General features: G+C 65.6%; 13 protein-coding genes and 1 pseudogene. 8 read left to right on the forward strand and 6 right to left on the reverse strand.

Going from position 1 to position 14,743, the window contains the following annotated elements:
* Positions 1 to 16: 16 nt before the first annotated feature.
* Positions 17 to 862, reverse strand: a complete 846-nt coding sequence (locus C6571_RS14305) for a DNA ligase (protein WP_106447287.1) — start codon at positions 860 to 862, stop codon at positions 17 to 19.
* 76 nt (positions 863 to 938) lie between these two features.
* Complete coding sequence (gene fabI, locus C6571_RS14310) at positions 939 to 1,727, reverse strand: enoyl-ACP reductase FabI (protein ID WP_106447288.1); 789 nt, start codon at positions 1,725 to 1,727, stop codon at positions 939 to 941.
* 110 nt (positions 1,728 to 1,837) lie between these two features.
* Between fabI and C6571_RS14315 the strand changes: the two genes are divergently transcribed.
* Genes C6571_RS14315 through C6571_RS14340 form a run of 6 tightly spaced genes read left to right on the forward strand, consistent with a single transcriptional unit; the run spans position 1,838 to position 8,155 of the window.
* Positions 1,838 to 3,664: an extracellular solute-binding protein gene (locus C6571_RS14315; RefSeq protein WP_106447289.1), complete on the forward strand. Its 1,827-nt coding sequence runs from the start codon at positions 1,838 to 1,840 to the stop codon at positions 3,662 to 3,664.
* Between the two features lie 3 nt (positions 3,665 to 3,667).
* Positions 3,668 to 4,699 carry a microcin C ABC transporter permease YejB gene (locus C6571_RS14320; protein ID WP_106447290.1) on the forward strand — a complete coding sequence of 344 codons (1,032 nt, stop codon included), beginning with the start codon at positions 3,668 to 3,670 and terminating at the stop codon, positions 4,697 to 4,699.
* A 41-nt stretch (positions 4,700 to 4,740) separates the two neighbouring features.
* Positions 4,741 to 5,088 carry a type II toxin-antitoxin system Phd/YefM family antitoxin gene (locus C6571_RS14325; protein ID WP_170094749.1) on the forward strand — a complete coding sequence of 116 codons (348 nt, stop codon included), beginning with the start codon at positions 4,741 to 4,743 and terminating at the stop codon, positions 5,086 to 5,088.
* Positions 5,089 to 5,094: 6 nt separating this feature from the next.
* A complete protein-coding gene (locus tag C6571_RS14330) occupies positions 5,095 to 5,499 on the forward strand; it encodes a type II toxin-antitoxin system VapC family toxin (RefSeq protein WP_211300641.1) in 405 nt (134 codons plus the stop codon).
* Positions 5,496 to 6,545: an ABC transporter permease gene (locus C6571_RS14335; RefSeq protein WP_106447292.1), complete on the forward strand. Its 1,050-nt coding sequence runs from the start codon at positions 5,496 to 5,498 to the stop codon at positions 6,543 to 6,545. The genes C6571_RS14330 and C6571_RS14335 overlap by 4 nt, the downstream gene beginning before the upstream one ends.
* On the forward strand, positions 6,542 to 8,155 hold the full coding sequence (locus tag C6571_RS14340) for an ABC transporter ATP-binding protein (RefSeq protein ID WP_106447293.1): 1,614 nt from the start codon (positions 6,542 to 6,544) through the stop codon (positions 8,153 to 8,155). The genes C6571_RS14335 and C6571_RS14340 overlap by 4 nt, the downstream gene beginning before the upstream one ends.
* A 24-nt stretch (positions 8,156 to 8,179) precedes the next feature.
* On the opposite strand, the gene C6571_RS14345 is transcribed toward C6571_RS14340, so the two are convergent.
* Entirely contained in the window at positions 8,180 to 8,761 is a 582-nt protein-coding gene (locus C6571_RS14345) for a lipocalin family protein (protein ID WP_106448257.1), read from the reverse strand.
* A gap of 286 nt (positions 8,762 to 9,047) precedes the next feature.
* On the opposite strand from C6571_RS14345, the gene C6571_RS14350 reads away from it, so the two are divergent.
* Entirely contained in the window at positions 9,048 to 10,013 is a 966-nt protein-coding gene (locus C6571_RS14350) for a cation diffusion facilitator family transporter (protein ID WP_106447294.1), read from the forward strand.
* Positions 10,014 to 10,051: 38 nt separating this feature from the next.
* Here the strand turns inward: C6571_RS14350 and C6571_RS14355 are convergent, their stop codons facing one another.
* From C6571_RS14355 to C6571_RS20185, 3 genes and pseudogenes are all read right to left on the reverse strand, one after another.
* On the reverse strand, positions 10,052 to 12,121 hold the full coding sequence (locus C6571_RS14355) for a cation-translocating P-type ATPase (protein WP_420852895.1): 2,070 nt from the start codon (positions 12,119 to 12,121) through the stop codon (positions 10,052 to 10,054).
* Between the two features lie 260 nt (positions 12,122 to 12,381).
* Positions 12,382 to 12,855, reverse strand: a pseudogene (locus tag C6571_RS20260) (cation-transporting P-type ATPase); the annotation flags it as partial.
* 157 nt (positions 12,856 to 13,012) lie between these two features.
* Positions 13,013 to 13,141 carry a hypothetical protein gene (locus tag C6571_RS20185; protein ID WP_276329904.1) on the reverse strand — a complete coding sequence of 43 codons (129 nt, stop codon included), beginning with the start codon at positions 13,139 to 13,141 and terminating at the stop codon, positions 13,013 to 13,015.
* A 36-nt stretch (positions 13,142 to 13,177) separates the two neighbouring features.
* Between C6571_RS20185 and C6571_RS14360 the strand changes: the two genes are divergently transcribed.
* Entirely contained in the window at positions 13,178 to 14,728 is a 1,551-nt protein-coding gene (locus tag C6571_RS14360; RefSeq protein WP_106447295.1) for an RNB domain-containing ribonuclease, read from the forward strand.
* Positions 14,729 to 14,743 lie beyond the last annotated feature (15 nt).

A 14,743-nucleotide genomic window follows, 5' to 3' on the forward strand; every position in this document is an offset into this window, starting at 1 on the left:
AACGGCGGGGGGTTTTTTACTGCGTGGCCACCATGTCCTCGCGCACTCTTACAAAGCTGGCAAAGCGCGGCAATCCGCCGTGGTGCGTGCCAAGAAAGCGGTAGGTCACCCAACTGCCGAGCGGTGGCGGGGTGGTGCGGTCTGCGTCGCTGAAACCCGTGCCCAGCTTGAAGCGCTGGCCATCCGGCATTTCGAGCAGCAGTGCGCCCATCTTGCCGGCGTGCTTGCCTTTGCCGGGCAGGTGCGCCACGACGCGCGCTTCCGCGTCGTCGTGCGTTTTGAGCTTGATGAGGTCGTCGCTGCGGCCGGCGCGGTAGAGCGACGCGCCGCGGTGCAGCATCAGCCCTTCGCCGCCTGCGCGCACGGTGCGCAGCAGCAGGGCGTGCAGGGCTTCGTGGCTGCCGACCCGGTGCTGCGCTACCGCCTGCACCCAAGGCTGGCCCATGCGCGCCACGGTGGTTTGCAGCGCCGGCAGGCGCTCGTCAAAACTGCCAGGGTGCGCTGGCAGGTCAAACACCATGAAGCGAATCTGACGCCAGGCGGCGTCGCCAGCCTCCTGGCTGCGCACGGTCGATTGCGCCTGCGCAAATCGGCCGCGCCCGGCCCACAGTTCGCCGTCCAACGCTGTGTTCGGCCAGCCGGCGGTGAACCAGGCTGGCGGGGTGATGGATTCGCCGCCGCGCGTGCGCAAGCGCTGGCCGTCCCAGTAGCCGCGCACGCCGTCGTATTTTTCGCTGACCCAGTAATCGGCCAGCGGCAGCCCCGGCTGGTAAACCTTTGCCAACAGAAGCGCAGGCGCCTCGGCGAAGGCGGGTGCGGCCAGCGCAAGGGCGCAAACAGCAAGCACATGCCGTCTGTGCATTGTTGCTATTCTAGTAATAGCTGCTCGCGCTTACTGGATAAGCGCTAGAGGCCAATTTTGCCTAAATTTTTGCTGCTTACACCATGTCGCGGCTGATGCCTGCCGTCTGGCTGAAGCCGCCATCCACGTAGGTGATTTCGGCGGTCATGCCGCTGGCGAGGTCGCTCATCAGGAAGGCGGCGACATTGCCCACGTCTTCAATGGTCACGTTGCGGCGTAAGGGCGAGGCACTGGCAACGCCGCTGAGCAGCTTGCCGAAATCTTTGATGCCACTGGCCGCCAGCGTCTTGATAGGCCCGGCGCTGATGCCGTTGACGCGCATGCCCTTGGGACCGAGCGCTTCGGCCAGATACCGCACGCTGGCTTCCAGGCTGGCCTTGGCCAGGCCCATGGTGTTGTAGTTGGGAATGGTGCGCAGCGCGCCCAGGTACGACAGCGTCAGCAGGGCCGACTTGTCGTTCAGGTAGGGCAGGGCGGCCTTGGCCATCGCCGGAAAGCTGTAGGCGCTGATGTCGTGCGCCACGCGAAAGCCTTCGCGCGAGAGGCCTTCGAGGAAGTCGCCAGCGATGGCTTCGCGTGGGGCAAAGCCAATGCTGTGCACAAAGCCATCGAGCGTGGGCCACGTGGCCGAAAGTTCGCGGAACATGCGCTCGATCTGCTCGTCGCTGGCCACGTCGCAATCGAACACCAGCTTGGAGTCGAACTCCGCTGCGAATTCGGTGATGCGGTCCTTGAAGCGCTCGCCGACGTAGCTGAAGGCCAGCTCAGCGCCCTGCTGGTGGCAGGCGCGTGCAATGCCGTAGGCAATGGAGCGGTTGGACAGCACGCCGGTAATCAGCAACTTCTTGCCCGTGAGAAAGCCCATGGTGGTTCTCCTGTCGAGGAATGTGAGAGGGATCGCGCTGGCTGACGCGGTGCAAGGGTGCGAGCGCCTGTGGGGGCGGGCGCGGCGCCAGCATGGTGCAGAATTGTCGCATGCGGTTCTGGCTGATTTTCTTGTCCTGCTGGCTGGCGCTGCCGGCCTGGGCGGCGCACGCCTACGCCTTGTGGGGCGAGCCGCTGTACCCGGCCGGATTTGACCATTTCGCTTACGTCAATCCGCAGGCTCCCAAGGGCGGCGAGCTGCGCCTGGTGAGCAACCAGCGCACCTCCACCTTCGACAAATACAACCCATTCACCATGCGCGGCGCGGCGCCCGCGTATTTGAGCGAGTTGATGTTCGACAGCCTGCTGACGGGCTCTTTGGACGAAACCGCCACCGGCTATGGCTTGCTGGCAGACGATGTGCAAGTGGCGGCTGATGGCCTGTCTGCCACCTTCCACCTGCACCCTGAAGCGCGCTTTCACAACGGCGACCCGGTGCTGGCGCAGGATGTGGCCTGGACGTTCGAGACGCTGGTGGGGCCGTTTACCTCGCCCGGCTACAAAACCTTGCTGATTGATGTCGCCGGTGTGGACGTGGTGAACGATCGCACTGTGCGCTTTCGCTTCAACAAACCCAACCGCGAACTGCCGCTCACCGTTGGGGGTCTGCCCATCTTCAGCCGCGCCTGGGGCATGGAAAACGGCAAGCACAAACCCTTTGACCAGGTGGTGACCGACATCCCCATCGGCAGTGGTCCGTACAAAATTGGCCCGGTGCGCTTTGGCAAGGACATTACGTATGTGCGCGACCCCAACTACTGGGCGCGCGACCTGAAAGTGCGCCGCGGTCAAAACAACTTCGACCGCATAGAGGTCAAAATTTACAAGGACAACACCGCAAAACTGGAGGCGCTCAAGGCCGGCGAGTTCGACCTGATGCGTTTCTTTAGCGCGGGCGACTGGGCGCGGCGCGTGAACGGCAAAAAGTTCGATACCGGCGAGCTGGTGAAGGGCGAATTCGCGCACAAGCTGCCCTCGGGGTTTCAAAGCTACGTGCTCAACACCCGCCGCCCCTTTCTGCAGGACGAGCGGGTGCGCGAAGCCTTGGGTTTGGCAATCGACTACGAGTGGATGAACCGCCAGCTTTTCTATGGTGCCTACCAACGCGTGCATGGTCTGTTCGGCAACACCGCCTGCGAGACGCATGGCAGCCCCTCGCCCGACGAGCTGGCGCTGATGGAGCCGTGGCGCAAGAGCATTCCTCCCGCAGCGTTCGGGCCTATGCCCCAGCCCCCGCGCACCGACGGCGAGCACAGCCTGCGGGACAACCTGCGCCGCGCCAAGGCCTTGCTCAACGATGCGGGCTGGGCGGTGAAGGACGGCGCTTTGCGCAACGCCCAGGGCGAGGCGATGGTGCTCGAATACATGGACAGCAACGAAGGAGGCGTGCGCACCGTCTCGCCCTGGATGCGCAACCTCGAAAAACTTGGCATCACGCTCAAGTTTCGCTCGGTCGATTTCGCGCTGTACCAGGAGCGCCTGCAGAAATTCGATTTCGACATCACGTCCATTGCCTACCAGGGCACCAACAACCCCGGCCAGGAGTTTGCCGACCTGTTTGGCAGCAAGGCGGCAGACACGGAGGATTCGGGCAACTTCGCCGGCGTGAAGAACCCGGCGGTGGACGCGATGATTCGCGCCATGACCAGCGCCAAGACCCAGCAGCAGTTGCTGCCCGCCTGCCACGCGCTCGAACGCATCATCGTCGCCGGCCACTATCTCATTCCGCAGTGGAGCGCTGGCACGCACCGCATGGCGTACAACGCCTGGCGTTTGGCCAAGCCGGATGTGGTGCCGCCGTATTCGCCCGGCGAAACATGGGTCATCGACACCTGGTGGGCACGCATGCCACCGCAGACGTCGCCAAGCCCACGCTAAGCCATGTTCGCCTACATCCTCAAACGCATCCTGCTCATGCTGCCCACGCTGCTGGGCGTGCTGATGCTCACCTTTGCGGTGGTTCAGTTTGTGCCCGGCGGGCCGGTGGAGCAGTACCTGGCGGAGGCCAAGGCGGGTGCCGGGCGCGCGGGTGCCGAGGGCGGCGGCATGGGCTACCGCGGCGCGCAGGGCGTGGACCCCAAGCGCCTCGAACAAATCAAGGCGCTGTACGGCTTCGACAAGCCACCGCACGAGCGCTTCATGCAGATGCTGGGCCAATTTGCGCGCTTTGATTTGGGACGCAGTTTTTTCCAGAACAAAGACGTGTGGCAGTTGGTGAAAGAAAAGCTCCCGGTGTCCATCAGCCTGGGCCTGTGGACCTTCTTCATCAGTTACTTGGTTGCCGTCCCGCTGGGCGTGGCCAAGGCGGTGCGTGCGGGCTCGCGTTTTGATTTGGTGACCACGCTGCTGGTGCTGGTCGGGTATGCGATTCCCGGCTTTGTGCTCGGCCTGGCCTTGCTGGTGATCTTTGGCGGGCAACTGCAGTGGTTTCCGCTGCGCGGCCTGACGTCGAGCAACTGGGAGGAGCTCAGTTGGGGCGCGCGCATCGTCGACTACCTCTGGCACATCACCCTGCCCATCATCGCCATGGTGCTGGGCAGTTTCGCCGTGACCGCCATGCTGACCAAGAACGCGTTTCTGGAAGAAATCCGCAAGCAGTACGTGCTGACGGCGCGCGCCAAGGGCTTGAGCGAGCGCCAGGTGCTGTGGAAGCACGTGTTTCGCAACGCGCTGATTCCCATCATCACGGGCTTTCCTGCGGCGTTCATTGGCGCGTTTTTCACAGGCTCGCTGCTGATCGAAACCCTGTTTTCACTCGATGGCCTCGGCCTGCTCAGCTACGAGAGCGTGATTCGGCGCGACTACCCGGTGGTGCTGGGTACGCTGTACCTGTTTACGCTGATTGGCTTGTTCACCAAGCTGATCTCTGACCTGTGCTACGTGTGGGTGGATCCGCGTGTCAAGTTCGACTGAGATGTGCGTGTTGTTGGACATGTCGAATGGATATAATGTCCATGTTGAATGACTACCATCAGGAGGCCGTCATGACATGGAACATTGCCAGTGCCAAACAGCAGTTCTCCGAGGTGGTGCGCCTTACCGCGGAAGAACCGCAGGCCATCTACAACCGCGACAAGCCCGTGGCGGTGATGATCTCTGCCCAGGATTTTGCCGATTTTGAGCGTTGGCGCGCGGAGCGTGACAGGCCGAAGTTGGCACAGCAGTTTGATGAAATACGCGCGTTGCTGGCTGCTGACGGCCAGGATGGGATCGAAATTCCGCCCCGCACCACGCGCTACAACGCCATGGTGGACGACCCCCATTACTGGGACGAGCCAACGGACAGTGCCAGGAAAGACTAAAGCCGCGTGTACCTTGTCGATACCAACGTCGTCAGCGAACTGATGCGCCCGCGCCCCCATGCGGGCGTGGTGCAGTGGAGCGGCCGCTTGGAGCCCAGCGGCATTGCGTTTGTCGTGAGCGCCATCACGGTCGATGAAATTGTGTTCGGGCTGCAGTGGCGACCCAGCGCCGCCAAGATGGACTGGTTTGCGCGCTTCATGCAGCGCGTCACCGTCTTGCCCGTAACCGAAAGCATCGCCCGCCGAGCGGGAGAAATGCGCGCACAGATGGCGGTGCTAGGGCAGGTGCGCGAGCAGGCGGACATGCTGATTGCCGCCACCGCCCAAATCCACGCACTCACCTTGGTCACCCGCAACGTGCGCGACTTTGGCGGCTGTGGCATTGCTGTTCTCAATCCTTTCACTCCATGAGCGAAGCGCCCGCGTCGCCCGTCTCCTTGTCTCCCAGCCGCCGCGCCTGGTTGCGGTTCAAGCGCAACCGCCTGGGTTTTTGGAGCCTAGTGATCTTTGTGGTGCTGGTGGCGCTGAGCCTGGGCGCCGAGCTGGTCAGCAACGACCGACCGCTGGTCGTGCGCTACGAGGGCCAGCTGTATTTCCCCATGCTCAAGGACTACCCGGAGACCACCTTCGGCGGTGATTTCCTGACCGAAACGGATTACCTCGACCCCTACATCCGCAAGAAACTGAGCGAAGGCAGCAACTGGGCGCTGTTCACGCTGAATCCTTACGGGCCCAACACGCTGAATTATTTCGCGAAGTCGCCCAACCCGGCAGGCCCCACCAGGGACAACTGGCTGGGCACCGACGATCGCGGCCGCGATATGGCGGCGCAGCTGCTGTACGGCTTTCGCGTCAGCGTGCTGTTTGCGCTGGCGCTCACGGTGACGGGCGTATTTTTGGGCATCGTGACGGGGGCCATTCAGGGCTTTTTTGGCGGCAAGACCGATCTGGCGTTCCAGCGATTCATTGAAATCTGGGGCTCCATGCCCGAGCTGTATTTGCTCATCATCTTCAGCGCCGTGTTTGCGCCCAGCATTTCCCTGCTGCTCATTTTGCTCAGCCTGTTTGGCTGGATGGGCCTGTCGGACTACGTGCGCGCCGAGTTCCTGCGCAACCGCCAACTCGACTATGTCAAGGCGGCACGCGCGCTGGGCGTGGGCAACTGGCAGATTATCTGGCGCCACATCCTGCCCAACAGCCTGACGCCTGTCGTCACGTTCCTGCCGTTTCGCATGAGCGCGGCGATTTTGGCGCTGACCTCGCTGGATTTTCTGGGCCTGGGCGTGCCGCCGGGAACGCCGTCGCTTGGCGAGCTGCTGAGTCAGGGCAAGAACAACATCGATGCGTGGTGGATATCGCTCTCCACCTTCGGCGTGCTGGTGATCACGCTGCTGCTGCTGACTTTCATGGGCGATGCGCTTCGGGACGCGCTCGACCCAAGAAAGGCCGACCGATGACCGATCGGCCTGGAAATCTGCTCGAAGTCCGCGACCTGCATGTGCGCTTTGGCGCCAAAGAAGTGGTGTGCGGTGTGAGCTTCGACATTGCGGCCGGTGAGAAGCTGGCGCTGGTGGGCGAATCGGGTTCGGGCAAAACCATCACCGCGCTCAGCCTGCTGCGCCTGGCGGGCGATGCGGGGGTGCAGGGCAATGCCGTGTTTGAAGGCCGTGACTTGCTGGCGCTGTCGGAACGTGAGATGCGCGGCCTGCGCGGCGGCGACATCGCCATGATTTTCCAGGAACCCATGACGGCGCTGAATCCGCTGATGACGGTGGGCCGACAAATCAGCGAGGTTTTGGAGCTGAAACAGGCGCTGACGCAGGCGCAGTCATGGCTGGCAGCTATCGAATTGATTGCAAGCACCGGCATTCCCGAGCCTGCTCGCCGCGCTGCCGCGTTTCCGCATCAGCTCTCGGGCGGGCAGCGCCAGCGCGCCATGATTGCGATGGCGCTCGCCAGCCGTCCCAAGCTCTTGCTGGCCGACGAGCCCACGACGGCGCTCGACGTGACCTTGCGCGGGCAGATTCTTGAGCTGCTCGCCGACCTGCAGCGCCAGACCGGCATGGCGGTGCTGCTGATCACGCACGACCTGAATCTGGTGCGCCGCTTTGCCGACCGCGTGGCCGTGATGGAACAGGGTGTGCTGGTAGAGCAGGGCCCTGTCGCCAACATTTTTCAGGCCCCGCAGCACCCCTACACGCGCAGGCTCATCGCCAGTCAGCCCAAGCGGGATGTGGTGGAGGGCGCGCCCGAGGCGAACGCCAGGCCGCTGCTGCGTGCGCACAAGCTGCGCGTGAGTTATCCGACGCCTTTGCCGGGTGTGCGCGGTTGGTTCAAAAAAGGCGAATTCATTGCGGTGCACGGCGCCGAGCTGTGCCTGGTGCCAGGCCGCACGCTGGGCGTGGTGGGTGAATCGGGTTCGGGCAAATCGACGCTGGCGCAGGCACTGTTGGGCCTGCTGCCCTACCAGGGCAGTGTGGAGGTGGTTGGCCGTGCCTGGCAGGCGCCCAGCGCGCGCAACACGCCGGCCAACCAGCGCTTGCGCCAGCAGATTCAGGTGGTGTTTCAGGACCCGTTCTCGTCCCTCTCGCCACGCCTGACGGTGGAGGAAATTGCCGGCGAGGGCCTGCACGTGCACGAACCGGCGCTGCCTTTGCCCGAGCGCCGGCGGCGGGTGGCTGCCGCGTTGGCCGAGGTGGGGCTGACCGAGGCGCAGTTTCCCGGTCTGCTGGCGCGTTACCCGCACGAGTTTTCGGGCGGCCAGCGCCAGCGCCTGGCGATTGCGCGGGCGCTGATCGTGCAGCCGCGCGTGCTGGTGCTGGATGAACCCACCAGCGCATTGGATGTGACCATTCAGCAGCAGGTGCTGGCCCTGCTGCAGCGCCTGCAGCGCGAGCACGGTCTGGCCTATGTACTGATCACCCACGACGTGGACGTGGTGCGCGCCATGGCGCACGATGTGCTGGTGATGAAGGATGGAGTGGTGGTCGAAGCGGGCAGCGTCACAGCGGTGCTGGATGCGCCGCGTGAGGCCTACACCCAAGCGCTGGTCGCTGCCGCGCACTGAGACGGTGATTTGCAGGTATCGGCTTCAACTGCCGTCCTTGCCCTGGTCTACCCAGAGCACCTTGTCGACATCCACCCCCATTGCGCGCGCCTTGGCGAGCAGGCGGTTGCGAACGCCTGGCGGCAAGCTAGGGGTTCGGGACAAGATCCAGAAGTAGTCCAGGTCGGAGCCCACCACCATGGCCCATTGGTAGTTCGGATCGAGCGCCACCACGTTGTAGCCGCCCCAGAACGGGCCAAAGAACGATACCTTCAGCGCGGCCCGTGTCGGCTCGCCGACAAAGCGCGCCTTGCCCACCGATTCACGCCATTCCTTCTTCTTCGGGTCGTAGCCGCGATTGATGACCTTGATCGTGCCGTCGGCATTGCGGCGGTACTCGGCACGGGTCTGTATCAGCCCGCGTTCAAACCGGTGGTCAATGCGCGCCAGTTCCACCCAATGGCCGGCGTAGCGCTCCACATCGAACGAGCCGACGGGCTCCACACCGGCCGGCGGTCGCGCCGCGCAGGCTGACAGGGTGAGCAAGGTGGCAATGGCCGCGGCACCGGCCAAGGCAATGGGCCAGCCGCGATGGCGGGGAAGGGCGGCGTTGCGGCGCGCAGGCATGGGCAGATCTTTCTCGGTAAGCAGCAAAGGCAATGTTCCCACTGTAGGCAGGCCGGGCGGCACCCTCTGTAGGCGCGCGCTGGCAGCCAACGTCGGAAAGTGCATTGGCGCAGCGACCGAAGCGGGTTCAGCCGCACTGAAAAAATGAAGGCAAAATATGCCTCTAGCGCTTATTGGTAAACCGTTTCAAGCTATTGTTATGATAGCTTACTCTCAATTCCAGGGGCTGAGGGTAAGCTCACTGGGTTCGCCACTCCCGCTCCTTTGACTGCCTTTCCGCTGTTTCATGCCACCCGGTCCCATTCCCCCAGATTCCGCCGATTCCGGCCACAGCGTCTCCGAGCGCGCTGCTGCGGCGTCCCGCAGCACCTGGGTGAGCGTGGTGGTCAACCTGGTCCTGGCGGTGGTGCAGGTTGTGGTGGGCGTGTGGGCCAAATCGCAGGCTTTGGTGGCCGACGGCGTCCACACGCTGTCCGACCTGGTGTCCGACTTTGTGGTGCTGTTTGCCAACCACCACGCCCAGAAGGCGCCCGACGTCGAGCATCCCTACGGCCACCACCGCTTCGAGACGGCAGCCTCGCTGGTGCTCGGTCTGCTGCTGCTGGGCGTGGGCGCCAGCATGCTGTGGGCCGGCGCAATGAAACTGCAAAATCCGGCCAACATTCCCGAAGTACATCCCGCTGCGCTGGGCGTGGCGCTGCTGGCACTGGTGGGCAAGGAGTCGCTGTTTCGCTACATGCTGGCGGTGGCGCGGCGCGTCAAGTCGAGCATGCTGGTGGCCAACGCCTGGCATGCGCGCTCGGACGCCGCTTCGTCCCTGGTGGTGGCCGTGGGCATCGTCGGCAACCTCGCGGGCTACCCCATCCTCGACCCGATTGCCGCGCTCATCGTCGGCTTCATGGTGGCGCGCATGGGCTGGACCTTTGGCTGGAGCGCCTTGCAGGATTTGACCGACCGTGCGGTCGATGCCGATGAACTGGAGGCGATAAGCGCTACGCTGCTGGGCACCCCTGGTGTGCTCGGCGTGCACGATGTGCACACGCGCCGCATGGGCGACATGATCGTGGTCGACGCGCACATTGAAGTAAAGGCCACGCTCACCGTCGAGGCCGGCCACGACATCGCGGTGGTCGCACGCCAGCGCGTCATGCAGCGCCACCGCGTGCTCAACGTCATGACGCATGTGGACCCCAGCAACCGGCCCGATGGTGATCACGTGCCCGTGCCGCCTGGAAATCACGCCGGGGCCTGATCGGCCACGCCCGCTGGCTGCCGCAGGGCAGGACGCCATCAAGCCGGGCGCGGCGCGGCTCTGGGGCGGGGCCAGCGCCGGTTGACGGTCCGCAGCAGCTCCAGCCACGCCAGCGACAGCGCCAGCAGCGCAGCGCCCGCCGCCAGACCACCCATACCGGGCAGGGCCAGGCCCATCAAGCTGCGCAGCCAAGGCAGGCCCAGCATCGCGACCAGCAGCAGCACCATGGCAACCACCATGCGCCACAGCCAGGGGTTGCGGTCGGTCACGCCATACCAGGCGGGGCGCGAGAGGTCGCGGTTGGCGAAGATCAGCAGCATCACGCCCATGACCAGCGTGCCAAAGACCACGCTGCGCCCTTGCGCGGCGCTCCAGCCCTGGGCCGTCAGCCAGGCCTGGCCCGCCAGCAGCACGGCGGCCATGCCCAGCCCCTGCAGCACCGAAAACAGCAGTTGCCTGGCGCCAAACGGCGAATCGGCCACGGGCCGGGGCGCGCGGTCCATCAGGCCGTGGTCTTCGGCTTCGGCCTCGAAGACGATGGAGCAGGCCGGGTCGATCAAGAGTTCGAGCAGCACGATGTGCACCGGCAGCAGCAGCGCAGGCCAGTGCAGCAGCGTGGGCACCAGCGTCAGGCCGATGATGGGGACGTGCACGGCAAAGACGAAGCGTGTCGCCTTGCGGATGTTGTCGTCGATGCGCCGGCCCTGGCGGATGGCGGCGACGATGCTGGCAAAGCTGTCGTCCAGCAGCACCAGCGCGGCGGCCTCGCGCGCCACGTCGGTGCCGCGCTCGCCCATGGCGATGCCCACGTCGGCGGCCTTGAGCGCCGGGGCGTCGTTGACGCCGTCGCCGGTCATGGCCACCACCTCGCCCGATGCGCGCAGCAACTGCACCAGGCGCAGCTTGTGCTGGGGCTTGAGGCGCGCGCACAGGTCCACATGGCGCAGCCGTGCTGTCAGGGCGGCGTCGTCCAACGACTCCAGCTCGGCGCCGGTGAGGATGTCGGGGCGCTCGGACAGGCCCACCTGCTGCGCGATGGCGCGCGCCGTAGCCGGGTGGTCGCCAGTCATCATCACCACGCGCACGCCGGCGCGCCGGCATTCGGCCAGGGCGGCGGGCACTTCGGCACGCGGCGGGTCGGCCAGGGCGACCAGGCCCAGGAATTCAAAGTCGAAATCGTGCTGGCTTTGCGGCCAGACGGGGTCGGCGCCCGGCGCTGCCGGGGCGCCGCGCCAGCGAGCACGCGCCACGCCGAGCACGCGCAGGCCGCGTTCTGCCATGGCTTCCACCTGCTGGAGAATCACGCGCTGCTGCGCGGCATCGAGGTGGCACAGGTCGGTCACGGCCTCGGGCGCGCCTTTGGTGGCCAGCAGCCACTGGTCGCTGGAAGGCGCCGCTTCGCTGCTTGCAAACACGCGCGTCATGGCCAATATGTCACTTGAAAGCGGGTATTCGAACGCCGGCTCGCGCCCGTCGTGCACATGCTCAGTGCCGGCCAGCCACTGGTGGCCAAAACGCTGGATGGCCTTTTCCATCGGGTCGAACGGGTCGGCGGGTGTGGCCAGCATGGCAAATTCGGCCAGCTGGTGGAAGGCTTCGGGCAGCGCGTCGGCGCCCTCGGGCGTGAAGTGCGCCTGGGCCGTGGCCAGCTCGGCCACCGCCATGCGGTTGAGCGTGAGCGTGCCGGTCTTGTCCACGGCCAGCACGGTGATGGCGCCCAGCGCCTCGACGGCGGTAATGCGCCGCGTCAACACCTTTTGCCGGGAGATGCGCCAGGCGCCCATCGCCAGGAACACGGTCAGGATGACGGGGATCTCCTCGGGCAGGATGGCCATGGCCAGGGCGATGCCCGACAGCAGGCTCTCCAGCAACGGCCGGCCGTTCCACCACCAGCCCAGCAGCACCTGGGCGCTGGCCAGTACCAGGGCGGCGGCGCCGAGCCGGCGCACCAGCGTGCGCGAGCCTTCTTGCAGGGCCGAGGGCGGTTCGGTGGTGGCCGCCAGGTCGGCGCCAATGCGGCCCACAGCGGTGTGTGTGGCCGTCGCTTGCACCTGCGCCACGCCGACGCCGCGCGTGACGACGGTGCTGGCGAACAGCATGGAAGACATAGCCCCCACGCTTGCCACTTCGTGTGCTGCGCTGCCCCCAAGGGGGCTGGCCTTGCTTGGGGCGGCCCGGCGCTGGCGGCCGGAGCCCCCACGCTTGCCACTTCGTGTGCTGCGCTGCCCCCCAAGGGGGCTGGCCTTGCTTGGGGCGGCCCGGCGCTGGCGGCCGGGGCCCCCACGCTTGCAGGAGCCTGCGCGTCCTGGGTAGTGGGCAACTTGGCCACGGGCACCGCCTCGCCGGTGAGCAGCGATTCGTCCACCTCCAGCTGGCCGTCCAGCAGTTGCGCGTCGGCGGCGATGCGGTCGCCCTCGCGCAGCACCAGCAGGTCACCGCGCACCACGCTCTTGCCGTCGATGCGCTGCTCCTGGCCGTCTCGGATCACCAGCGCGCGCGGAGCGGAGAGGTCGCGCAGCGATTCGAGCGCACGCTGCGTCTTGCGCTCCTGCACCAGCGTGATGCCGATCACGAAGAGGACGCAGCTGAGCAAAAAAATCGCCTCGGTCCGGTCGCCCAGCGCCAGATAGATGCCGCCAGCGGCCAGCAGCATCAAAAACATGGGCTCGGTGAGCACATCGCGCACGATCGCCCAGGTGGACTTGGGCGCGCTGCCGGGCAGCATGTTGGGGCCGTCGGCGGCCAGGCGGCGGCGTGCCTCGGTGGCGCTCAGGCCCTGGTGGCTGGCGGCGGTCGGGGTGGTGTCGGGCGGCGAAGGCGAGGGCGGCATTCTGGTGGGCATGGGAGTCTCTTGGGAAGCTGCGCCTGCGTGGCCGCAATGGGGCGCGGCAGAGGGCGCTGCGTGCTTCAGTTTAGGCAGCCACCTGGGCGGGCTTGTTGCGTTGGCACATGTTCTTGCTGAAATTTGGCTCTAGCGCTTTTCTGTAAAGCGATAGAAGCTATTGTTTTGATAGTAATTCAATCGCCATCCGGATACCCGCCAAAGCCAGCATCGAAGTGCCGAGCCGATCGACAAAAGCAAGCCTGGAGCCCGAGCGCCGGGTGAGCGCCTTGGGCAGGTAGCCCATGGACAGGACTGGCTCTTGAGGCTCTACCATCGCGGCATGAGCGAACCCTCCAGAACCGAAGCCGTTCAGGCCGATGCCACAGCGAGCCACCCAGGGATTTCACGCCGCAGCGACCTGGTTCAGCTGGCGGTGGCGGCCTTGACCGCGCATGGCCTGGCGCCCGATTTTTCTGCTGCTGCGCTGGCCGAACTGGCGTCCATTGCAGGGCCTGCGCAAGACTCTGGCCCCGATATCAAGGACATGCGCGCGCTGCTTTGGTGCTCGATTGACGACAACGATTCCGAAGACCTGGACCAGCTGAGCGTGTGCGAGCGAGCCGCGCAAGGCTGGCGCCTGCTGGTCGCGATTGCCGATGTGGATGCGCTGGTGCACAAAGGCTCGGCCATTGACCTGCACGCGCAGGTCAACACCACCTCCGTCTACACGGCGGCGCGTGTGTTTCCCATGCTGCCCGAGCAGCTTTCCACCGACCTCACATCGCTGAACGCGCACCAGGACCGTCTGGCCATCGTCACGGAGATGCAGGTGGACGCCGACGGGCAGGTGGGCAGTTCCAAAACCTGCCGCGCGCTGGTGCGCAACCACGCCAAGCTCGCTTACGACTCCCTGGCCGCCTGGCTCGACGGAACCCGTGAAATGCCCGCCGCCGCGCGCGACGTGCCCGGTATGGACGCCCAGTTGCGAGCCCAGGATGCCGCCGCCCAGGCGCTGCGCACACGCCGCACGGCGCAGGGCGCGCTGCAGTTCGAAACTTTTGAGCCGCGCGCCGAGGTGGAGGGCGAGCAGGTCGTCGCCATCCGCCAGCGCGAGCACAACCGCGCGCGCCAGCTGATTGAAGAATTCATGGTCGCCACCAACATCTGCACGGCCCAGTATCTGGAGCGCCACGGAGGCCTGGCCATGCGCCGCGTGGTGCGCTCGCCTGAGCGCTGGAGCCGTGTGGTCGAGGTCGCCAAAAAGTACGACGAAACCTTGCCGGCCGAGCCCGACGCCAAAGCGCTGGAGGCGTTCCTGGAACGCCGCCGCGCCGCCGACCCGCTGCGCTTTCCCGATCTCTCGCTCACCATCGTGCAGCTGATGGGCGCGGGCGAATACGTCATCGAGGATGCCCAGCCCGGCGCCCCCATCGACCACTCGAAAACCGTGGCGGTCGAGGACTACGGTCACTTCGGCCTGGCGATCCGCGACTACGCGCATTCCACCGCGCCCAACCGCCGCTACCCCGACCTGATCAGCCACCGGCTGGTCAAGGCTGCGCTGGCCGGCCAGCCTTCGCCCTACAGCGTGGCCGAGCTGCAGGCGCTGGCCGAGCACTGCAACCGCCAGGAAAGCGCCGCCAGAAAGGTCGAGCGAAGCCTGCGCAAGTCCGAGGCTGCGCTGTTCCTGCAAGACAAGGTGGGCACGGAGTTCGACGCCATCGTCACCGGCAAGAACAACCGGGGCACCTGGATTCGCACCCTGGCGCCGCCGGTTGAAGGCAAGCTGGAGGGCGCTGGGCCGCAGCTCGATGTGGGCGAGAAGCTGCGCGTCAGGCTGCTGAGCACCGATGTGGCCCAGGGCTTTATTGACTTCGCGCCGGTTCCTTGATGCTGAGCGGGTATC

This window comes from Simplicispira suum (genome assembly GCF_003008595.1).
Taxonomy (GTDB): Bacteria; Pseudomonadota; Gammaproteobacteria; order Burkholderiales; family Burkholderiaceae_C; genus Simplicispira; species Simplicispira suum.